This is a genomic window from Tenacibaculum sp. SDUM215027, from assembly GCF_050566205.1.
In the GTDB taxonomy this organism is placed as follows: domain Bacteria; phylum Bacteroidota; class Bacteroidia; order Flavobacteriales; family Flavobacteriaceae; genus Polaribacter.
Map to the genome: position 1 here is coordinate 162,422 of NZ_JBNXUE010000002.1, position 22,218 is coordinate 184,639.

Annotated in this window: 25 protein-coding genes; 20 read left to right on the forward strand and 5 right to left on the reverse strand. The window is 31.7% G+C overall.

What is annotated here, in order from left to right:
* Nucleotides 1–22 precede the first annotated feature (22 nt).
* Nucleotides 23–481, forward strand: coding sequence for a low molecular weight protein-tyrosine-phosphatase (locus ACQYZ7_RS06885; protein ID WP_430729034.1), 459 nt, complete (start codon nt 23–25; stop codon nt 479–481).
* Nucleotides 481–1,185 carry an SAM-dependent methyltransferase gene (locus tag ACQYZ7_RS06890; RefSeq protein ID WP_430729035.1) on the forward strand — a complete coding sequence of 235 codons (705 nt, stop codon included), beginning with the start codon at nt 481–483 and terminating at the stop codon, nt 1,183–1,185. The genes ACQYZ7_RS06885 and ACQYZ7_RS06890 overlap by 1 nt, the downstream gene beginning before the upstream one ends.
* A 54-nt stretch (nt 1,186–1,239) precedes the next feature.
* Here ACQYZ7_RS06890 and ACQYZ7_RS06895 read toward each other — a convergent pair whose 3' ends face one another.
* The 4 genes from ACQYZ7_RS06895 to dapF form a co-directional block, all read right to left on the reverse strand.
* Nucleotides 1,240–1,827: a peptidoglycan-binding protein LysM gene (locus tag ACQYZ7_RS06895; RefSeq protein WP_430729269.1), complete on the reverse strand. Its 588-nt coding sequence runs from the start codon at nt 1,825–1,827 to the stop codon at nt 1,240–1,242.
* Between the two features lie 198 nt (nt 1,828–2,025).
* On the reverse strand, nt 2,026–3,054 hold the full coding sequence (gene mltG, locus ACQYZ7_RS06900) for an endolytic transglycosylase MltG (RefSeq protein WP_430729036.1): 1,029 nt from the start codon (nt 3,052–3,054) through the stop codon (nt 2,026–2,028).
* Complete coding sequence (locus ACQYZ7_RS06905; RefSeq protein ID WP_430729037.1) at nt 3,047–3,571, reverse strand: GNAT family N-acetyltransferase; 525 nt, start codon at nt 3,569–3,571, stop codon at nt 3,047–3,049. The genes mltG and ACQYZ7_RS06905 overlap by 8 nt, the downstream gene beginning before the upstream one ends.
* Nucleotides 3,571–4,347 (reverse strand): diaminopimelate epimerase, encoded by a 777-nt coding sequence (dapF, locus tag ACQYZ7_RS06910; RefSeq protein ID WP_430729038.1) that lies wholly within the window; start codon nt 4,345–4,347, stop codon nt 3,571–3,573. Before dapF ends, ACQYZ7_RS06905 begins: the two co-directional genes overlap by 1 nt.
* Nucleotides 4,348–4,483: 136 nt before the next feature.
* On the opposite strand from dapF, the gene ACQYZ7_RS06915 reads away from it, so the two are divergent.
* The 8 genes from ACQYZ7_RS06915 to ACQYZ7_RS06950 all read left to right on the forward strand — a co-directional run bounded on the left by ACQYZ7_RS06915 (nt 4,484) and on the right by ACQYZ7_RS06950 (nt 12,584).
* Complete coding sequence (locus ACQYZ7_RS06915; RefSeq protein WP_430729039.1) at nt 4,484–5,872, forward strand: trypsin-like peptidase domain-containing protein; 1,389 nt, start codon at nt 4,484–4,486, stop codon at nt 5,870–5,872.
* Between the two features lie 164 nt (nt 5,873–6,036).
* Entirely contained in the window at nt 6,037–7,479 is a 1,443-nt protein-coding gene (locus ACQYZ7_RS06920) for a glyceraldehyde-3-phosphate dehydrogenase (protein ID WP_430729040.1), read from the forward strand.
* A gap of 98 nt (nt 7,480–7,577) precedes the next feature.
* Entirely contained in the window at nt 7,578–7,940 is a 363-nt protein-coding gene (locus tag ACQYZ7_RS06925) for a hypothetical protein (RefSeq protein WP_430729041.1), read from the forward strand.
* 132 nt (nt 7,941–8,072) lie between these two features.
* Nucleotides 8,073–8,636 carry a hypothetical protein gene (locus ACQYZ7_RS06930; protein ID WP_430729042.1) on the forward strand — a complete coding sequence of 188 codons (564 nt, stop codon included), beginning with the start codon at nt 8,073–8,075 and terminating at the stop codon, nt 8,634–8,636.
* Between the two features lie 4 nt (nt 8,637–8,640).
* Nucleotides 8,641–10,638 (forward strand): NAD-dependent DNA ligase LigA, encoded by a 1,998-nt coding sequence (ligA, locus tag ACQYZ7_RS06935; protein WP_430729043.1) that lies wholly within the window; start codon nt 8,641–8,643, stop codon nt 10,636–10,638.
* A gap of 67 nt (nt 10,639–10,705) precedes the next feature.
* Nucleotides 10,706–11,362 (forward strand): lysoplasmalogenase, encoded by a 657-nt coding sequence (locus ACQYZ7_RS06940; protein ID WP_430729044.1) that lies wholly within the window; start codon nt 10,706–10,708, stop codon nt 11,360–11,362.
* Between the two features lie 7 nt (nt 11,363–11,369).
* Nucleotides 11,370–12,083 carry a helix-turn-helix transcriptional regulator gene (locus ACQYZ7_RS06945; protein ID WP_430729045.1) on the forward strand — a complete coding sequence of 238 codons (714 nt, stop codon included), beginning with the start codon at nt 11,370–11,372 and terminating at the stop codon, nt 12,081–12,083.
* Between the two features lie 42 nt (nt 12,084–12,125).
* Entirely contained in the window at nt 12,126–12,584 is a 459-nt protein-coding gene (locus tag ACQYZ7_RS06950) for a GyrI-like domain-containing protein (protein ID WP_430729046.1), read from the forward strand.
* 46 nt (nt 12,585–12,630) lie between these two features.
* On the opposite strand, the gene ACQYZ7_RS06955 is transcribed toward ACQYZ7_RS06950, so the two are convergent.
* A complete protein-coding gene (locus tag ACQYZ7_RS06955) occupies nt 12,631–13,020 on the reverse strand; it encodes a DoxX family membrane protein (protein WP_430729047.1) in 390 nt (129 codons plus the stop codon).
* A gap of 75 nt (nt 13,021–13,095) precedes the next feature.
* Between ACQYZ7_RS06955 and ACQYZ7_RS06960 the strand changes: the two genes are divergently transcribed.
* The 10 genes from ACQYZ7_RS06960 (at nt 13,096) to ACQYZ7_RS07005 (ending at nt 22,211) form a co-directional block, all read left to right on the forward strand.
* Nucleotides 13,096–14,169 carry an esterase-like activity of phytase family protein gene (locus ACQYZ7_RS06960; protein WP_430729048.1) on the forward strand — a complete coding sequence of 358 codons (1,074 nt, stop codon included), beginning with the start codon at nt 13,096–13,098 and terminating at the stop codon, nt 14,167–14,169.
* Nucleotides 14,170–14,198: 29 nt separating this feature from the next.
* Nucleotides 14,199–14,711: a DUF6913 domain-containing protein gene (locus ACQYZ7_RS06965; RefSeq protein WP_430729049.1), complete on the forward strand. Its 513-nt coding sequence runs from the start codon at nt 14,199–14,201 to the stop codon at nt 14,709–14,711.
* On the forward strand, nt 14,711–15,586 hold the full coding sequence (dapA, locus tag ACQYZ7_RS06970; protein WP_430729050.1) for a 4-hydroxy-tetrahydrodipicolinate synthase: 876 nt from the start codon (nt 14,711–14,713) through the stop codon (nt 15,584–15,586). The genes ACQYZ7_RS06965 and dapA overlap by 1 nt, the downstream gene beginning before the upstream one ends.
* Nucleotides 15,587–15,686: 100 nt before the next feature.
* A complete protein-coding gene (locus tag ACQYZ7_RS06975) occupies nt 15,687–16,202 on the forward strand; it encodes a ferritin (protein WP_430729051.1) in 516 nt (171 codons plus the stop codon).
* 131 nt (nt 16,203–16,333) lie between these two features.
* On the forward strand, nt 16,334–17,146 hold the full coding sequence (locus tag ACQYZ7_RS06980) for an outer membrane protein assembly factor BamD (protein ID WP_430729052.1): 813 nt from the start codon (nt 16,334–16,336) through the stop codon (nt 17,144–17,146).
* A 3-nt stretch (nt 17,147–17,149) separates the two neighbouring features.
* Complete coding sequence (locus tag ACQYZ7_RS06985) at nt 17,150–17,470, forward strand: DNA-directed RNA polymerase subunit omega (protein ID WP_430729053.1); 321 nt, start codon at nt 17,150–17,152, stop codon at nt 17,468–17,470.
* Nucleotide 17,471: 1 nt separating this feature from the next.
* Nucleotides 17,472–18,683: a bifunctional phosphopantothenoylcysteine decarboxylase/phosphopantothenate--cysteine ligase CoaBC gene (coaBC, locus tag ACQYZ7_RS06990; protein WP_430729054.1), complete on the forward strand. Its 1,212-nt coding sequence runs from the start codon at nt 17,472–17,474 to the stop codon at nt 18,681–18,683.
* Entirely contained in the window at nt 18,676–19,566 is an 891-nt protein-coding gene (locus tag ACQYZ7_RS06995) for a DUF4835 family protein (protein WP_430729055.1), read from the forward strand. The genes coaBC and ACQYZ7_RS06995 overlap by 8 nt, the downstream gene beginning before the upstream one ends.
* Before the next feature lie 129 nt (nt 19,567–19,695).
* On the forward strand, nt 19,696–21,348 hold the full coding sequence (gene recN, locus ACQYZ7_RS07000; protein WP_430729056.1) for a DNA repair protein RecN: 1,653 nt from the start codon (nt 19,696–19,698) through the stop codon (nt 21,346–21,348).
* A 50-nt stretch (nt 21,349–21,398) separates the two neighbouring features.
* Entirely contained in the window at nt 21,399–22,211 is an 813-nt protein-coding gene (locus ACQYZ7_RS07005) for an enoyl-ACP reductase FabI (RefSeq protein WP_303508846.1), read from the forward strand.
* Nucleotides 22,212–22,218 lie beyond the last annotated feature (7 nt).

Below are 22,218 nucleotides of genomic sequence, written 5' to 3' on the forward strand. Positions count from 1 at the left end.
CTAGTGAGGTTTTTTTATGAGTATGAAAAAAATATTAATGGTTTGTTTAGGAAACATTTGCCGATCTCCGCTTGCTGAAGGTATTTTACAATCGAAGTTGTCATCAAAAAACTTCTTAGTTGATTCTGCTGGAACTGCAGGTTATCATGTAGGTAATTTACCTGATAGACGTTCTATTGAGGTGGCTAAAAAGTATGGGATAGATATTACCAGTCAACGTTCAAGAAAATTTACAAAAACTGATTTTGATAAGTTTGACATGATTTTTGCAATGGATCAAAGTAATTATGGTGATATTGTAGCCATGTCTGAAAGTGAAACGGAGCATGAAAAGGTGAAAATGATTTTGAATGAGATATATCCTAATGAGGATAGGAGTGTTCCAGATCCGTACTATGGAGGAGATCAAGGTTTTGAAAATGTATATAAAATGTTAGACGAAGCGTGTGAAATTATAGCTTCAAAATTAGAGCAGAAATAATGAAAGGTAAATTATATTTGATTCCTACAACGTTAGGTGATACTGAACCATTAGAGGTAATGCCATTATCGGTAAAAAAAGTAGTAGAACAATTAAACTGTTTTATTGTTGAAAACGAAAAGTCTGCTCGAAGATTCATTAAAAGAATTACACCAACAAAATCACAACCTTCATTAGAGTTGATGTTATTAGATAAATACTCTGATGATTTAGAAACTAAGAATTATTTAGATACTTGTGAGAAAGGAGTATCTGTAGGATTGCTTTCTGAGGCAGGAGTTCCAGCAGTAGCTGACCCAGGGGCAAGTATTGTGAAGCTAGCGCATCAAAAAGGTATTCAAGTAGTTCCGTTAGTAGGTCCTTCTTCTATTTTATTGGCTATTATGGCTTCTGGTATGAACGGACAAAGTTTTGCGTTCAATGGTTATTTACCTATAGACAAATCAGATAGAAAAAGAGCGATTAAAGATTTAGAAAAACTTTCAAAAGAGAAAAACCAATCGCAGCTTTTTATTGAGACACCATATAGAAATGAAAAAATGTTGGATGATTTAAGAGCTACCTTGTCTCCAGATACAAGAATTTGTGTAGCGTGTGATATAACACTTCCAACAGAGTATATTAAAACATTAACGGTAAAAGAATGGAAACATGTAAAAACAGATTTACATAAACGACCAGCAATCTTTATTATCCATAAATAAAAAAAAAGCATCGATTTAATCGATGCTTTTGCTTTTTTAATACTTTCTTATTAATTAAACCGTTGGTTTTTTGTCACCTTTGATGTTGGAAACATCATAACCTGCAAACCTTTTAAGGTATGACTGTATTGAGGTTCCATAAGCATCGTTAAAACGGATAGATCCATTTGAACGTAAGAATTTTTTTACATTACCAGCACCACTTAAGTGTGCTGCTGCTAAAATACCAGATTCGGTTATTTTAACACCATTAATGGTTTTGCCAACACTTCTCTTAATGTCTTTTCTTAAAATCCATTTGTTTAACTTACAATAAGCAACAAATGTACGTTCTTGTAATTCAGGGTTTTTAAGAAAATGAGTGGTGTTGTAAATTCTAAATCTCTTTAGGGTTTCTTTACCAAATTGGTATTTCCCTAAATATCCAAGTGTGTTAACTACTCTATACTTACCTTGTGATTCTTTAAAAGCCAAAGCTTCTTTAAATCCTACAAAATCATTTAATAAAAAAGGAATGTTAACCTTCTCTACCTTATGAATTGGTATTGGTGTTGTAGTAGTTTTTTCTTTTTTAGCTGTAGTCTCTGTAAAACTGGTTAATAATACAAATCCTAAAAATACTAATACTAAATATCTGATAATTAATTACTTTCTGTTTAGCGGGGCAAAGATACGGTAATTTTTTATAACAGACTATGAATCAATAAATTACAGTTTTTTGACTATTGATGATTAAGTTGTTTTCCTGTGTTTTTTTTAGGTAAAAACCAAAAAAAACTGTTTTATATTAACTTTTTGATAATGTTTTATTGAAATTGATAAGAATAAAATTTTGTTAATTTATCTCTTTATACCTTGTTGATTTATCCATTGTTGATATTTTACAGCATTTCGATTATGTTGTGCTAAAGAGTTAGCAAATTCATGAAAACCAATTTTATCAACACTAGCACACATATAATAATAGTTATGTTTTTGATGGTTTAAAACAGCATCAATAGATGAAATATCAGGCATTGCAATCAAAGTAGGAGGGAGTCCTGTGTTTTTATAAGTATTATAAGGAGAGTTTATTACTAAATCTTTGTTTAAAACTCTTTTTACAACAAAATCTTGTCCTTTAACTTCTTTAATAGCGTATATAACTGTAGGGTCAGCTTGTAAAGGCCAATTATCTTTTAATCTATTTAAATACAAACCAGCAACAATAGGGCGCTCTATTTTTTTAGCTGTTTCTTTTTGAACAATAGAAGCTAGAGTAATTACCTCTTCTTTTGAAAGATTTAGTTTTTTAGCCTTTTCTAATCTTGCAGAAGTCCAAAAACGATTGTATTCATGTAACATTTTGTCACGGAATTTTTCTGCGGAAGTATTCCAATAAAGTTCATAACTATTCGGGATGTATATTCCTAAAGCTGATTTTTCAGTAAGATTATTAGTTGCTAAAAAAGAAGGATCTTTCATAGCTTGTAAAAGAGTAATAGAATCTGCTTCGATTTGTTCAGCAATCCTTCCTGCTAATTTATCTAAAGTATCTTGATTATTGAATGATAAGGTAATTGGTGTTTGATTTCCACTACGTAAAAGGTTTACAACATCATTCATGTTCATCCCTTTTTTTAATAGGTATTTTCCACCCTTAGGTTGTGTGAATTTTTTCTTTTCTGCAACCCATACAAAATTTTCAGGATGTTTAACAAATTCAGAAAGTTGTTTTTTTACATCTACAAAAGAAGCATTAGAGCCTATATATACAGCACCGTTTTTAGTAACAGCTTTACCAAATATTTTTTGGTAGTAGTTAAAACCAATAATTCCACCAATTAAAAAAATGGCAGCAATACTTCCTAAAATAATTTTCTTATTCATTTATTAATTGAAATAATAGTTCGTTTTTATATGTTCCTTTATGAAATATCCAATCTTTCTTAACCCCAATTTGTTTAAAATTTTGTTTTTCAAAAAGGTGTAAACTGTTGATGTTGTCATCAGTAATGTTTGCATATAATTGATGTAAATGCAAATGTGTAAAACAATACTTAATTAATAATTGAAGCGCTTCTGAAGCAAATCCTTTCTGTTGAAAATCAGGATGGATTAAAATTCCGATGCCAGCTCTTTTATGTTGCGGGTTAAAATTGAACAAATCTATCATACCAATAGATTCATTTGTAGCTTTTTCTTCAATAATTAAACGTAATTGTTTTGCTTCAAAAATATCTAAATGCGCATTTTCTAAATATTGTTTTAATAAAAATTTAGAAAATGGAGCTTGTGTATGACTCACTTCCCAAAAAGATTCATTGTTTTCAATTTGAAATAAAAATTCTAAATCTTCAGGTTCTAAAGCTCTTAACTTAATATATGTTCCAGTTAACGTATGCACTAAATATTTATTTTACCTTCAAATACAAATGTAGCAGGTCCTTTTAGAAATACATTAGAATAGGTTCCATTTTGTTCTTCAAAAGAAACTTCTAATTCTCCACCTTCAACAGGTAAAGTTATAGATGAACTGTCTGTTTTTTTAGTTGCATACATAGCTATGGCAACAGCAGTAACTCCTGTACCGCAAGCTAAAGTCTCATCTTCAACACCACGTTCGTAAGTACGTACTTTAAAGGTGTTGTTTGTGATTTGTTCTACAAAATTAACATTGCTACCTTCGGTACCATAAATCTTGTTTCGGATTTTCTTTCCGTTTGAAAACACATCATAATCAGTAAGGTTATTCACTAATTGTACATGATGTGGTGATCCTGTATCAGTAAAAACGTACTCATCATAAATTTTCACCTTATTAACATCAATCATTTGTAAAGAAACATGATTGTTAGAAATAGAAGCATGATGTAATCCGTCAATAGCAATAAAGGTGGTTTCGATTTCGAAAAGCTTAAGTTTATGTGCAAAGGCTACTATGCAACGTCCTCCATTACCACACATAGTGCTTTCGTTTCCGTCTGAGTTGTAATACACCATTTTAAAATCGGTGGTAGCGTCTTCTTCAAGTAAAATAAGACCATCAGCCCCAATACCAAAGTGTCTATCACATAATTTTGCAATTATGTCAGTTTTATTTTTTGGAAAGGTTTTTGAGCGATTATCAATCATGATAAAATCGTTGCCTGTTCCTTGATATTTGTGAAATTCTAAATCCATATTAATGGACAAAGATACATATTTTATCAAGGAAAGAAGACTGTTAAATAGCGGTTAAAATCAGTTAAATAGAAGTTAAACATATTTGCTTGAAATGTTAAAATAGTATATTTGAAGTATAAAATTTTGTAAGCATATGAAGAAAATTATTGGAACTTTAGGAATTGCAATCTTAGGAGGAGCAATAGCACTTGCAGGATACAAAACATTGATAGAAGAACCGCAAGTTATTGTAGAGAAAGCAGTAGAACCAACACTGCAAACAGTAAAGGCAAGTTATACGCCAACAGTAATAAACTCAACATCAACACCAACTGACTTCACAGAAGCAGCTGATAAAACAGTACATGCAGTTGTTCACGTTAAAAATACATCGATAAGAACACAACAAAATCCGTTAGCTGAATTATTTTATGGTAGAGGAAGCGGAACTAGGAAGTATCAACAAGTAGGTACAGGAAGTGGTGTTATTATTTCTCCTGACGGATATATTGTAACAAATAATCATGTAATAGATGGGGCAAACGATATTGAAATTACATTAAATAATCAAAAGAAATTAAAAGCGACTTTAATTGGAGCAGATAAAAGTAATGATATCGCTTTGTTAAAAGTAGAGGCTGATTTTGATTTGCCAAATTTACCTTTTGGAAATTCTGATAATATTAAAGTAGGAGAATGGGTGCTGGCAGTAGGAAACCCATACAATTTAACATCTACCGTTACTGCAGGTATTGTAAGTGCAAAAGGGCGTGATTTAGATGGAAATACAAATATAGATTCATTTATTCAAACAGATGCTGCGGTAAACCCTGGGAATAGTGGAGGAGCATTGGTAAACACAAGAGGGGAATTAATAGGAATTAACACGGCTATTTCTTCAAGAACTGGCTCTTTTATTGGTTATTCTTTTGCGGTGCCATCTAATATCGCAAAAAAAGTAGTAGATGATTTGTTAGAATTTGGAACGGTACAACAAGCCGTTTTAGGAGTTAGTATTGATACAGAAATAAAAGACATTGAAGGAGTTAAAATTAAAGAAATATTCGAAGAAGGAGGCGCTAAAAAAGCTGGATTAAAAGAAGGAGATGTTATTACGAAAGTAAACAATGTGAAGATTTCTAAGTTCTCTGACTTGAAAGGACAGTTAACAGCAAAAAGACCTGGAGAATACGTGAATGTAATAATTGACAGGGATGGAGAAGAGCTTACCAAAGTAGTTAAGTTAACTAAACTTATAAAGTTGCCTGTAAGTAGAGTTTTACAAACCGAGTTTGAAGATCTTACAAAAGAAGATAGGAAAAAGTTTAAATTGGACGGAGGAGCAAAGATAAAGAGTACTCAAAATATGGCATTCAAACAGTTTGAAGTTGGAAAAGGGTACATTTTAACTAAAGTTAACGGAAAGAAAGTTATGTCAGCAAAAGAAGCTGTTAGTATGTTAGATCGTTCGTATGGTAGTGGTAAAAGGCTTTTATTAGAAATGATTAGTCCATCTGGTCAAATTGAAAGGTTTAGGTATTAATACCTAGTATAAAAAAGTTTATAGAAGAATAAATAATATACTTTAAAGTAAAAGCCTTGTTAAAATCATTTTAGCGAGGCTTTTTCTTTTATAAAACCCATAAAAAATAAAGAAGAAATACCTATTTTTGCACAAATTTTTTAATTTTTAGTTAACACACAACTATGTCAACAATAACAAATTACGAAAAAGAAGTAGTAAATCAAGCGCAAGTTCGAAGAGCTACGGTTGAGTTTATTAACATCGTTAACGATTTATGGTACGATAAATCTATAGAGTTAGTATTATTTAGAAATCCATTAGTAGATAAAAGAGCTAGTGAGGTTTTAAACTTAATCGATTACGCTAAAGAGTTTGTAGCCAAACCAATAACAATAGAAGATGCTTTAGAGATAGCTAAAGCAATTCAATCAATCGATTTACCACCATCAAAATTAGATATTGGTAAATTAGCTTACGAATTTCACTTACAAGATGATGCATCAGCAGATAAGGTAGCTTTTGTGAAAGAGCAACTAAAAGATGCAACTGAAGCAGAAAACATTCAGCCAAAAGATGTAGTATTATACGGTTTTGGACGTATTGGTCGTTTACTAGCTCGTGAGTTGAGTAGTAAGATGGGTAAAGGTTCTCAATTACGATTAAGAGCAGTAGTTACTCGTGGTAAAATAGATCAAACAGTATTAGAGAAAAGAGCTTCTTTATTAAGTGTAGATTCAGTTCATGGAGATTTCTTAGGAACAGTTCAAGTAGATGCTGATAACAATGCATTAATCATTAATGGTACAACTGTATATATGATTTCTGCTGCACAACCTGAAGATATTGACTACACACAATACGGAATTAACGATGCGTTAATTATAGATAACACTGGTGCTTTTAGAGATGAAGAAGCATTAAACCGTCATTTAAAAGCAAAAGGAGCAAGTAAAGTGTTGTTAACAGCTCCAGGAGCAGGTGTACCTAACATTGTGCACGGAGTAAACCATGGAGAAAACAATCCTGATAATATCAATATTTTCTCAGCAGCTTCATGTACTACGAATGCTATTACACCAGTATTAAGTGTGTTAGAAGATAATTTCGGAATTAAAAAAGGACACTTAGAAACAATTCATGCATATACAAACGACCAAAATTTGGTTGATAACATGCATAAAAAATACCGTAGAGGTAGAGCTGCAGCTTTAAACATGGTAATTACTGAAACTGGAGCAGGAAAGGCAGTAGCAAAGGCATTACCAGCGTTAGCAGGTAAATTAACATCAAGCGCTATTCGTGTACCAGTACCAAACGGATCGTTAGCTATCTTAAACTTACAGCTAAAAACTCCAGCGACAGTTGAATCTGTAAATGCTATCATGAAGCAATATGCTTTAGAAGGAGATTTAGTCGAGCAAATTCAATATTCATTAAGTAATGAATTAGTGTCTTCTGATATTGTAGGAACAACAGCACCGTCTATTTTTGATAGTAAGGCTACGATTGCAGATGGAGATACCATTGTAATTTACGTATGGTATGATAATGAGTACGGTTACTCACACCAGGTGATGCGTTTAGCAAAACATATTGCTAAAGTACGTCGTTATACTTATTATTAAAATAAGTTTAAAACAGATAAAAATGGCCGAAGCATTGATTTGCTTCGGCTTTTTTAGTATATTTGACTAAGAGTAATCCCTTAAAAAATGTCCCCTCAATGAAAAAAGTAATTATATTACTATTTCTAATGCTTGGTGCTACTTCGCTAAGTTATTCTCAAGAATTAAAAACACTAGTTTCTGGTAAATGGTTTGTAGATTCAATGAAAATTGGAAATGAAAAATTTGAGTTTTCAGAAGGGAAGAGTTGGTTAGAATTGAGTCCTGATGGAAGGTATCAGGTAATGATGAGTAATAAAGGAGGTAGCGGTACTTGGAAGTTAATTACAGATACAAATGAGCTAGAGTTTGATAATAAAAGCTTTGAAGAAAATTTAAAAATTGAAAAAATTAGCGAAACAATGTTACTAGTTTCAGCAAGAAATAAAGAAACCATCTATACTATGTGGTTAAAAAAATAAACTATCATACATAGTTTGTTTTTTAACGACCGAGGTAAGGGATTGCCTCGGTTTTTTTATTTTTAATAGACATTATTTTATATATACTACTCATAAATCTTTTCCTTAAATTAGCGTCAAAAATAAGATTTAATGAAGGCAGTACTTACACCCATGCTATTGTTATTCGCAGCAATAACAACAAACGCACAATCTAAATTACCATATTACGAAATACCGAAAGAAGCTAAAGAATTCACTTCAGGTTCTGTGATTAGTAGAATGATAGATGGATTAGGTTTTCGATATTATTGGGCAACAGAAGGTTTAACAGAGAAAGATTTAGAGTACAAACCAAGTGCAGAAGCAAAAACTACGGGAGAAACAATAGACCATGTTTTAAGCTTGTCGCAAGTAGTATTAAATGCTACTTTGAATAAACCTAATGAAAAACAACAGGTTGAAATGACCTTTGCTGAAAAAAGAAAAACAACCTTAGAAAACTTAAAACAAGCCAGTGATATTTTGAGAGGAAGTGATGATGTGTCACAATTTAAAATAATCTTTGGAGAAAAAGAGTTTCCATTATGGAATGCTATTAACGGACCTATTGCCGATGCTATTTGGCATGCAGGTCAATTAGCATCATTTAGACGAGCGTCAGGAAATCCAATCAATTCAAAAATTAATCATTTTACAGGTACCGTTAGAAAATAGTTAGATGACAGTTCAGGAGAAGATACAACAGTTAAGAGAAGAGTTACATACACACAATCATAGTTATTATGTGTTGGATGCACCAACCATATCCGATTATGATTTCGATATTAAATTAAAAGAGCTTCAGCAATTAGAAGACGAGAACCCAGAATATTTCGATCCAAATTCACCAACACAACGAGTAGGAGGAGAGGTTACCAAAAACTTTGACACCGTTACTCATAAAAATAGAATGTATTCGTTGGATAACTCCTATTCTAAAGAAGATTTATTGGATTGGGAAAAGCGTATTCAGAAAATTTTAGGAACAGAAGATATCGAATATACGTGCGAATTAAAATACGATGGAGCTTCTATTAATCTTACTTATGAAAATGGTCAATTTGTACAAGCGGTAACTCGTGGTGATGGGTTTCAAGGAGATAATGTAACTACGAATATTCGTACCATAAAATCTATCCCTTTATTACCTAATAGTGATTTCGTTACCGATTTTGAAATGAGAGGAGAAATCATTTTACCATTAGAGGGTTTTCATAGAATGAATGAAGAGCGAGTGGCGAATGAAGAAGAACCGTATAGAAATCCACGTAATACAGCTAGTGGAAGTTTAAAACTACAAGATAGCGCTGAGGTTGCGAAACGTCCATTAGATTGTTTACTGTATCAAGTGGTAACTAATGAACGCAAATATGCATCACATTTTGAAAGTTTGGAAGCTGCTAGGAAAGTAGGATTTAAAATTCCAGATACGATTGCTTTAGCAAAATCTATTGGAGAGGTACTAAACTTTGTAAACGAGTGGGATGTAAAACGCCATACATTACCTTATGAAACAGATGGGGTAGTAGTAAAAGTAAATTCATACCAACAACAAGATGAATTAGGGTATACCTCAAAAGCACCACGTTGGGCTATCGCTTATAAATTTAAAGCAGAGCAAGTTTCAACAATATTAAATGAAATTACCTATCAAGTAGGGCGTACGGGAGCAATTACGCCAGTGGCTAATTTAGAACCTGTACAATTGGCAGGAACGATTGTAAAAAGAGCTTCATTACATAACGCAGATCAAATAGCAAAATTAGATGTACGAATAGGAGATACGGTTTTCGTAGAAAAAGGAGGAGAAATTATTCCGAAAATTATTGCTGTTGATTTAACAAAGCGACCAGTAGATTCTGTTCCTACACAGTATGCTAAATATTGCCCTGAATGTCATACCGAGTTGGTGAGAACTGAAGGAGATGCAAAACATTATTGTCCGAACGAATTTGGATGTGCACCACAAATAACAGGAAGAATCAAGCACTTTATCAGTAGAAAAGCCATGGATATTGATGGTTTAGGAGGTGAAACTGTGGATTTATTACGTAAAGAAGGATTGATAAAGAACTATGCTGACTTGTACGATTTAACAGTAGAACAAGTAATTCCTTTAGAACGAATGGCAGAAAAGTCAGCACAAAACATGATTGAAGGAATTCAGAAATCAAAAGAAATTCCCTTTGAAAAAGTATTATTTGCTTTAGGAATAAGATTTGTAGGAGAAACCGTGGCAAAAAAATTAGCAAAACATTTTAAATCGATAGATAATTTAATGAATGCTGATTTAGAAACGCTGATTGCTGTTGATGAAATTGGAGATAGAATTGCACAAAGTATTATTGATTTTTCAAATGATTTAGGAAATATCGATTTAGTAAACCGATTAAAATCACACGGAGTTCAGTTAGAAGTTTCTGCAGAAAGCTTAGAAGGACAAACCGATAAGTTAGCGGGGAAAGTATTTGTGGTTTCAGGAGTTTTTCATCAAATGAGTAGAAACGAACTTAAAAAAGCGATTGAAGATAATGGAGGAAAAGTATCGAGTTCTATTTCCAAAAAAACCACCTATATCATTGCAGGAGATAATATGGGGCCAAGTAAACTTACAAAAGCTGAAAGTTTAGGAATTCCAATTATCTCGGAACAAGATTTTATTGATATGATTAGTTAATTTTTTTAAAAAAAATTTTAGATTGTTTCAAATAAGATTAAGTAATCTTTTAAATTAATAGAAAAACATGACCAAACAAACTAAAGTAACCGTAGCATCCATCGTGTTTTTATTGGTTGCTATTGCTGATGTGTATGCAGTAATTGTACAAAATAAAACTGTAGAAATGATTTTTAAACCCTTACTAATGACATCACTAGCGGTAGTGTATTTAGCATCTGTAAAAAAGCCTAGTTTTTGGTTGTTATCAGCGTTGTTTTTCTCATTTTGGGGAGATGTTTTTCTATTAGATAAAACAAACTTTTTTGTGTTTGGTTTAGCCTCATTCTTGGTTGCTCATGTTGTTTACATAAAAATAACTACCAATTTCTTGTATAAAGATTCAGCGATAAAAACACTAACATCATCCATTCCTTTTGTATTGTTATTTGTTGGATTGTTAGGTTTAATTTATAATAATTTAGGAGACATGTTGCTCCCTGTATTGGTGTATGGAATAGCTATTTCAACATTTGGAACAGCGGCATTACTAAATTATCGTCAGCAAAAAAACACAGCGAATTCATGGTTGTTATTAGGAGCTATTTTATTTATTACATCTGATAGCCTAATAGCATTAAATAACTTTTATACACCTAAAAGGTTGTTTGATATTGCTATAATCATCTTGTATATTGTTTCTCAATACTTAATTGTTAAAGCAATCATAGCTAAAGAAAAATAATTTTCTAATGGAAAAGCCGAGGTTAACAAGGTTAACTCAAATTGTAACTTTACTACAATCAAAAAGGTTAGTTACAGCTACCGAATTATCAAGAAAGTTTCAAGTAAGTGTTCGTACAATTTACAGAGATATTAGAACGCTTGAAGACTCAGGAATTCCGGTAGTTACCGAAGAAGGAAAAGGGTACTTTTTACAAGAAGGATATCAGTTGCCGCCAATTATGTTTTCAGAAGAAGAAGCCAATGCACTGATAACAGCAGAGCAGTTGATTTTGAAAAACAAAGATACTTCATTAGTTGAAAACTACAGGGAAGCTATAACTAAAATTAAAGCAGTTTTAAGATATTCGCAAAAAGATAAGGTAGATTTACTTTCCCAGAGAATTGTTTTTAGAGCAAATACAGAAAAAGAACAATCAAGTAATTACTTAATTCAAATTCAGTCAGCAATTACAAATTTTCATTTACTAGAGTTAGATTATTTATCACTTGAAAACAACTTTACAAAGAGAACAGTAGAACCTTTTGCTTTATATAGCACCAACGAAAACTGGTTGTTAATAGCGTATTGCCAATTGAGAAGTGAATTTCGGGTATTTAGGTTAGATTGTATTCAGAATATGAGGGTTTTAAATGATGTATTCACTCCTCATGAAATAACCTTGGAAGAATATTTTAAAATATGTCAAGAAAAGTATGGTGTACCCCTGACACAGGGTTGACATAGTGGGGTTTTACTTTTGTTGAAAATTAAAAAACAAAAGATGAGTACAGAACAAAAAAAAACGTTTTACGTAGTAGGAGTTTCAGTAAGAACTACTAACGAGAATCAGCAAGCAGCAAAAGATATCCCTGCTTTATGGCAACGATTTATGTCTGAAAACATAACCGAACAAATCCCGAATAAATCTTCCAATGAAATCTATGCTGTGTATACGGATTATGAATCAGACCATACCAAGCCATATACAACAATCATTGGTTGTAAAGTAAAAGATATAGCTACTGTTCCAGAAGGTATGACGTATAAGAGAATAGAAGCTCCAGACTATAAGAAATATATAGCACAAGGTAATTTAACTGAGGGTGTGGTTTATGATAAATGGCTAGAGATTTGGAAAGAGGATATTAACAGAGCTTATACTTCCGATTATGAAGTATATGGTGCAAAAGCATCGGATTCAACAAATGCTGAAGTAGAAATATTTATAGGAGTAAATTAATTAAAAAAAGGACAGTTCTAAAGCTGTCCTTTTTTGTATTGTAAAGTTATAGTTTGTATCCAACTATCGGGATGTTTTTTCTATAGAAAATCAATAAAATTATTCCTGAGATAAAAGTTACGGTTGCGCTTATAAACAAAGTGCCGCCATCTCCATTATGTTCGATACCTAAAATGGTTAAATGACTCATAATTGCTCCTGCCATTAAACCTATAGTTAACAAAGCACCCAACCAGGTTCTGTTAGGGGTAAATAAAAGTATAGAAGCAATTAGTTCAAAAACACCAGTGCCTATTCGCATGTAAGCTTCATTATTTCCAGCTATTTTAGTAAATAAAGCAATACTTTCTTGAGCTCCAGTAAATTTAAAAAATAACGTTTGAAGCATTATAATCGCAGCTATCAATTTTAAAATTAAAAGAATATATTTTTTCATAATTAACTAAATCTATTGAATTAGACGTTGCATTTTTTAATGCTTACATAAACTAAAAACAATACTTTTGTAGGTATGAAAAAAATAGTACTTGCCCTGTCGGTTTTTGGTTTGTTAGCTTGTAAACAACAAAAAATATCACTTAAGTTTTTAGATGAATATGTGATAAATGATTCTTTAGTTATTAATAATACTGTAATTGGTGGGATTTCAGGGATTGATTTTTACAATAATAATTACTACATGGTAGTTGACGATGCTACTAATCCAAGAATTTTAATAGGTAATATTTCTGTTGAAAATGATTCGATTCAATCTGTAGACTTTGAAAAAGTTATCGTAGTTGATACAACAAGTCAGTTTACTAAAAATCATGTATTAGATTTAGAATCTATTTTTGTTGATAAAGGAACAATTAATTTAACGAGTGAAGGTTCTATTCAATATAAAAAAGACCCAAGTATATTTGAAATACATACAGATGGAAGTTTTAAAAGAGAGGTGAAAATACCTAATTATTTTAAAGCAACATCAGAAGCAAAACCAAAACATAATGGAATTTTTGAAGGCTCTTCAAAAAGTTTTGATGGAAAAGGTTTTTGGGTAGCAATGGAAGCTCCTTTAGAAGTAGATGGGGAAGAACCAACATTTCATGAAACAGAATCACCTGTTAGAATAACGTATTTTGATAACGAATCAAAAAAAGCAACTAAACAGTTTGCCTATCAATTAGAGAAGATTGATAAACCAGCTAAAGGAAAAATAAACTTGAATGGAAGCACTGCTATCTTAGAATATAAGAAAAACCATTTTTTTATAATTGAGAGAGCATATCAAAGTGGTTATGGAAGCCATGGAAATGTCGTTAGAATATTTAAAGCAACTATTGATGAAACTTCAACAAATACTTTGGAAATACAATCTTTAAAAAACGAAAAATATACACTGTTAAAAAAAGAACTATTACTAGATTTTAGTACTGTTGAGAATCAATTAACCGATGGAATTATCGATAATATTGAAGCGATTGCTTTTGGGCCAAAACTAGCAAACGGAAACAAATCGTTAATCTTAGCAGCTGATGATAATTTTCAATTGTATGGAAAGCAGTTAAATCAATTTATATTACTAGAAATTGAAGAGAAATAACATAAATTAGCTATTCGTAATTTTTACAAATGATAAGTACTTTAAAGAAAAAATCTATTCAGAAAGCATACGACAAACTAGTTGTAAAAAAAGAAAACACTCCGCATAAAGAAACCAAAGTTAAAAGCGTGGCTATATTACTAGATAATGAAGCTTTAGTAAATGTAGTTATAGCCAATTTGACAAACAATTTTCCTTTTGAAAAAATAGATATAAGAGTACTAGTTTACAAAGAGTACTCAAAAAAAGAAGAACCCTCTCCTCATTTTTTCACTGAAAAAGACTTAGGTTTTAATGGGAGTTTAAAATCCGACAATTTAAAAAATTTCGTTAAAAACAAATATGACTTACTCATAAACTATACAAAAACGTCAAACTTATTAACGAATGTGGTAACTTTGTTATCACAAGCAGATATTAAAGCTAGTTTTGCAGAAATTGATGACAGATTGTACGATATAGTAGTGTCTGATGATAGTTTTAACGAAGCAGTTTTAAATCAAGAATTAAAAAAATACCTAACGATTTTAAATAAAATATAATGCAAAAGTTTGTAGGAACTGGGGTAGCTTTAGTAACTCCTTTCAATGAAGATTTAAGTGTAGATTTTGAAGCGCTTAAAAAGTTAGTAAATTATAATATTGAAAACGGTACAAACTATTTAGTAATAAATGGAACTACTGGAGAAAGTGCTACAATTACTAAGGAAGAAAAAATTGAAATAATTAAAGTAATTGCTACTGAAAATAAAGGACGTTTACCGTTAGTTTTAGGAGTTGGAAGTAATAATACACAAACAGTTGTTGAAGAATTACAATCTTTAGATCTATCTGAAATAGACGGAATTTTATCCGTTGCTCCTTATTATAGTAAACCAACGCAAGAAGGATTTTATCAGCATTACAAGGCAATTTCTTTAGCGAGTCCTAAACCAATTATTATGTATAATGTTCCTGGTAGGACAGCAAAAAATATGGAACCCGCAACCACGTTACGATTGGCAAGAGATTTTGAAAATATTGTTGCAGTAAAAGAGGCAGGAAATAATCAACAACAATACTATGAGTTGTTAAAAGACAAACCAGAAGACTTTTTAATAATTTCAGGTGATGATGATTTAGCTGTTGGAGTGGCTTTAGCAGGTGGAGCAGGAGTTATTTCAGTAATAGGACAAGCGCTGCCAAAAGAGTTTTCAAAAATGATTCAGTTAGGGTTAGAAGGAAAGGCAAAAGAAGCTTATGAACTTCACTATAAGCTTATGGATGTAGTAGGTCTTATTTTTGAAGAGAATAATCCAGCAGGAATTAAAGCTGTATTACAAAAACTAGGAATCTGTTTAGATGAGGTACGCTTACCGTTGGTAAAAGCATCAGAAGAATTACAAACGAAAATATCAGATTTTATAGATAATCTATAAGCTGTCTAAACAAAAATAAAGAATACAAAAGACTACAATTTCGTTATTGTAGTCTTTTTTTAGCATCTTTGTATAAAGAGTAACTTTTTAAATAGAAAATATGTTATCAGAAGTAATAGAAAAGGCACTAAACGATCAGATAAGAGTAGAAGCAGAGTCTTCACAAGTATATTTAGCAATGGCATGTTGGGCAGAAATTCAAGGGTTTGAAGGGGTAGCACAATTTATGTATGCTCATTCAGATGAAGAGCGTATGCACATGTTAAAATTAGTAAAATTCGTAAACGAACGTGGTGGACATGCACGTATTTCTGACTTAAAAGAACCACCTGCAAAGTTTGGGTCTTTTAAAGATATGTTCCAAACATTGTTTGATCACGAGGTAATGGTATCTAAATCAATAAACGATTTAGTACATATTACACTACAAGAAAAAGACTATGCAACACATAACTTTTTACAATGGTACGTATCTGAACAAATAGAAGAAGAAGCATTAGCTCGTAACATTTTAGATAAAATTAACCTAATTGGAGATGATAAAGGAGGGTTGTATTTATTTGATAATGATGTAAAGCAAATAGTAGCCCAATCTGCTTCGGGAGCACAGGGATAAGATTAACAAACATTTAGGAGTTCTTTGGAAAAAATATAACAGATTTTGTAGTTTCTTGTAAATCTTATTTACGAGATAAAAAATCGTTTTAATAATCCATAATTAATCACTAATTTTGCCAGATGCAAAAAATGAAAAATCTAGCGTATATTGCTGTAATGCTTTTAGTACTTTCTTCATGCGGAGAATATCAAAAAGTATTGAATAAAGGAACTGTAGAAGACCAATACAAAATGGCTGTGAAAATGTACGAAGCTCAAAAGTACAGTAAAGCCTTACGTTTGTTTGAAAAAATAACACCTTCATACAGAGGTAAACCTCAAATGGAGCGTATTCAATTTATGGTTTCTCAATCTAACTTTAATGAGAAAAATTACGGGTTAGCAGGATATTACTTTAATAGATTTACAGGAAATTATCCGAAAAGTTCTAAAAGAGAAGAAGCAGCTTTTTTATCAGCGTTAAGCTATTACAAAGCAGCTCCAAGTTTTAGTTTAGATCCAACCGATACAAACAAAGCGTTAGAGGCCTTTCAGAAATTTATAGATAACTATCCAGATTCAAATAAATTAGAAGAAGCTAACAAGTATCATGCAGAGTTAAGAGCAAAACTTGAAAAGAAGTCTTTTGAAATAGCAAAAACATATTATAAAACTGCAGAATATGACCCTAGAAATTACAAAGCGGCAATCGTTGCCTTTGATAACTTATTAGAAGATTATTTAGGAACGAAGTATAAAGAAGAAGCATTATACTATCGTTTAAAAGCAGCTCATGATTTTGCAATTAAAAGTACGCAACGTAGAAAATCAGAAAGAATTAAAGAAGCAGTTAAAGCGTACGATAAATTAAAAAGGAATTTTCCAGAATCAAAATTCATGGAAGAATCAAACGAAATGCTAGCAGCATTAAACAAAGAACAAGAACAATTAGCTAAAAGTTAAAAAATGGATTATAAAGAAACGAAAGCGCCGTTAAGTACTATAACTTATAACAAAGAAGCTATCGAAGCTCCAACGCATAATATTTATGAAGCTATTTCTATCATAGCAAAGAGAGCTACACAAATTAATTCTGATTTAAAAAAGGAATTAGTTGATAAGTTAGATGAGTTTGCTACTTATAACGATAGTTTAGAAGAAGTTTTTGAAAACAAAGAGCAAATCGAAGTTTCTAAATTTTATGAGCGTTTACCTAAACCACACGCTATTGCTGTAGAAGAGTGGTTAGAAGGCAAGGTATATTATAGAACTCCAGAGATAAAATAATATGTCTGTACTAAGCGGTAAAAAAGTTTTACTTGGTGTTACCGCCGGTATAGCGGCATACAAAACTGCGAACTTAGTTCGCTTATTTATAAAATCGGGCGCAGAAGTCAAAGTAATTATGACTCCTGCGTCTAAAGATTTTATAACACCTCTTACACTTTCCACCTTATCAAAAAATCCAGTTCATTCTACTTTTTATGATAAAGAAGATGAAAATGAATTGTGGAATAATCATGTAGATTTAGGTTTGTGGGCAGATATAATGATAATTGCCCCAGCTACAGCAAATACTTTGTCTAAAATGACCAGTGGTACTTGCGATAACTTATTATTAGCAACCTATTTATCAGCAAAATGCTCTGTGTATTTTGCGCCTGCGATGGATTTAGACATGTATCAACATCCATCAACAAAAAACAGTTTAGAAAGCTTACAAAGTTTTGGGAATATCTTAATCCCTGCTACTTCTGGTGAATTAGCAAGCGGATTGGTTGGTGAAGGTCGTATGGCAGAACCAGAAGATATTGTTGATTTTATAGAAAAAGATATCGTATCTAAATTACCACTGCGAGGGAAAAAGATGCTAATTACAGCAGGGCCAACCTATGAAGCAATAGACCCTGTACGGTTTATTGGAAATCACTCTTCAGGTAAAATGGGATTTGAAATAGCAAGAACAGCAGCTAATTTAGGAGCTGAGGTGTTTTTAGTAGCAGGTCCATCACATCAGCAGGTAAATCATTCATTTATTCATAGAGTAGATGTAAAGTCAGCGCAAGATATGTATGAGGCGTGTCATCAATATTTTGCAGATGTTGATATTGCTGTGTTATCAGCAGCAGTTTCTGACTATCGACCAAAAAATGTAGCTACCCAAAAAATAAAAAAGAAAGAATCAGCGTTAAGTATTGAGTTAGAACCTACTAAAGACATCTTAAAATCTCTAGGAGAAATTAAGAAAAATCAGTTGTTAGTTGGGTTTGCATTAGAAACGAACGATGAGGTACAAAACGCAAAAAGTAAGCTTACACGCAAAAATTTAGATTTTATTGTATTAAATTCGTTACGTGATAAAGGTGCTGGTTTTGCAACCGACACTAATAAAATTACAATTATTGATGCTGATTTTAACGAAAAATCGTTCGATTTAAAATCGAAAAAAGCAGTATCAAAAGATATCGTTAACGAAATAATACAAAAATTAGATGCGTAAGTTTTTCTTTATAGTTTTTCTTCTTTCAGTTACTTTTTCTTCTTATTCACAAGAGTTGAATGCTACTGTAATTATCAATTCAGATAAGATACAGAGTAGTAATAAGCAAGTTTATCAAACGTTACAAAAGGCATTAACGGAGTTTATTAATGATAAACAATGGACAAATAGAAACTTTAAGCAGCAAGAACGAATTAATTGTGCATTTAATATTATTATAAACGAGCAAAACGGAAGTAATTTTTCAGCAAGCTTACAAGTGCAATCAACGAGGCCTGTGTATAATTCAACCTATGCTACACCTGTACTAAATATTAACGATACAAATTTTAACTTTCGTTATAATGAGTTCGATCCGTTAATTTATAATCCAACTGTTTATGAATCGAACTTAATTTCGGCTATTGCTTTTTATGTATATGCAATTTTAGGAGTTGATGCAGATACTTTTGCTTTAAAAGGAGGAGAAAACTATTTGAAACAAGCAGAAAATATTATGTTGTTAGCACAATCTAATGGAGAATCTGGTTGGCAAAACCAAGTAGGAAAACAAAATCGCTTTGCTTTGATAGATAATTTGCTGTCTTCAAAGTTTAGTACTTTACGTAGTATTTATTACAATTATCACCGTAACGGTTTCGATAATTTTGCAGATAACAAGAATTCAGCAAAAGAAGCAATTGAAAAAAGTGTTTTAGATTTAGATAAGCTACACAATATTACTATTGGTAATTATATGATTCGTGTTTTTTTAGATGCCAAAGGAGACGAAATTGTGAATGTGTTTTCTGATGGAACACCTTCAAGAGGCCAATCGCAAATGATAACGGTTTTAAATAAAATTGCTCCTACCTATAAAGACAAGTGGAAGAATCTTCAGTAAAATAAGATTTGTTATAAAGGCCTTAAATGTGACGTTTATAGGTTGTTGAAAAATCAATAGACTTCCTTTGTTTTAGCTTGACTTAATTCATTCAAAATCCTTACTTTTATTCACTCTAAAGAATAGAATTTGCTTACACATTTATCTATACATAATTACGCATTAATCAATCAGTTAACGATTGATTTTACGAACGGTTTATCTATTATTACTGGTGAGACTGGAGCTGGAAAATCCATTTTATTAGGAGCTTTGGGACTAGTAATGGGTAATCGTGCAGATTTATCTTCTTTAAAAGACACTGAAAAAAAGTGTATTATTGAAGCTCAATTTTCTGTTGAAGGATATGCTTTACAGGAGCTGTTTGAAGAGTTGGATGTTGATTACGAAAAAAACACCATCATCCGAAGAGAAATTTTACCTTCCGGAAAATCACGTGCTTTTGTAAACGATACACCAGTTACGTTATCGGTATTAAACGCTTTAAAAACAAAGTTGATTGATATTCATTCGCAACACCAAACGGTGCAATTGTCAGATGTATCTTTTCAATTTTCTGTTATTGATGCCTTAGCAAAAAATCAAGCAAAAATAGCCTCTTACAAGAGGGGGGTACGTACATATAATAACTTACGGAAAGAGTTAAAAAATCTTCAAGAAGAAACTGAAAAATCAAAAGAACAGTACGAATATAACTTACACTTGTTTAATGAATTTGAAGAAACTAATTTACAAGAAGGAGAGCAAGAAGTTTTAGAAGAAAAGTTAGATAAATTAAATAATATTGAAGAAATAAAGCTGAACTTATCAGAAGCTTTAGGAGTTTCAGTAAATGAAGAAATAGGGCTTCAAAATCTATTGAATTCATTAGAAACTAAGCTACAAAAAATCAGTTCGTATTCAAAACAGTACGAAGAGTTATCAAATCGTGTAACAAGTATAAAAATAGAGTTAGACGATATTGTTTCTGAGTTAGAAAGTGCGAATGATGAAGTAGAGTTTAATCCGAATGAAATACAAGAATTAAATGATAGGTTACAGCTAATTTATAATCTTCAAAAGAAACACTCTGTGTCAAGTATAACAGAATTACAGAAAATTCATGAAGAGTTAGCAGAAAAAGTAGCACAAGTTGAAGATGCAGGTGGAGTAGTGGCTCAAAAAGAAGCAGAAATTAAAGATGTATCTAAGAAGTTAGATGAAGTAGCGAAGATGATTACTGCATCGAGAAACAAAGTGATTCCAAAGTTAAAGAAAGAGTTAGAATACCTTTTATCAGAGTTAGGAATGCCAAATGCTCGTTTTACTATTGAATTACTACCGTCAGGAGAATACTTATCAAACGGGAAAGATAATTTACAGTTCTTATTTTCAGCAAATAAAGGAGGTAATTTTGGGGAATTAAAGAAAGTTGCTTCAGGAGGAGAGTTATCTCGAATCATGTTATCTATCAAGAAAATATTATCAGAAAATATACAATTACCAACTATTATTTTTGATGAGATTGATACTGGAGTTTCAGGAGAAGTATCTAATAAAATTGCAAAAATAATGCAAGATATGAGTGCTCATATGCAGGTAATAACCATTACGCATTTACCTCAAATAGCTTCAAAAGGAATACAACACTATAAAGTATTCAAAGGTGAAGAAAAAGGAGTAACAACTTCTAATTTAAAGTTACTGTCAGACGACGAACGTATTAGAGAAATAGCAGAAATGTTAAGTGGAAAAGATGTTTCTGAAAGTGCTTTAACTCACGCAAAAGAATTATTAAATTAAGAGTATATTTGCTTTTAGAACAAACAACGATAGACTAAAATATTTTAAATATGTATAATTTATTAAAAGGAAAAAAAGGAATTATTTTTGGAGCATTAGATGAGAATTCTATTGCATGGAAAGTTGCTGAACGTGCTCACGAAGAAGGAGCAGAATTTGTATTAACCAACGCGCCTATTGCAATGCGTATGGGAGGTATTAAAGACTTAGCAGCGAAGACAGGATCAGAAATTATTCCAGCTGACGCGACTTCTATGGATGACTTAAACAATTTGGTTGAAAAGTCTATGGAAATCTTAGGAGGAAAAATCGATTTCGTTTTACACTCTATTGGTATGTCAGTAAATGTACGTAAAGGGCGTCATTATACAGATTCTAAATACGATTTCACAACTAAAGGATGGGATGTTTCTGCAGTGTCTTTTCATAAAGTAATGAACGTTTTATATAACAAACAAGCCATGAACGAATGGGGTAGTGTTGTTGCATTAACCTATATGGCAGCACAACGTGTATTCCCAGATTATAACGATATGGCTGATAATAAAGCGTATTTAGAAAGCATTGCACGTAGTTTTGGGTACTTCTTTGGAAGAGATCATAAAGTACGTGTAAACACAATTTCTCAATCACCAACTCCAACGACTGCAGGTCAAGGAGTAAAAGGATTTGATGGATTTATTTCGTATGCTGAAAAAATGTCTCCATTAGGAAATGCAACAGCATTAGAGTGCGCAGATTACACGATTTCATTATTCTCAGATTTAACAAAGAAAGTAACATTACAAAACTTATTCCATGATGGAGGTTTCTCTAATATGGGAGTAAGTGATGCAGTAATGGAAAGGTTTACTGAAGAATAAGATCTTT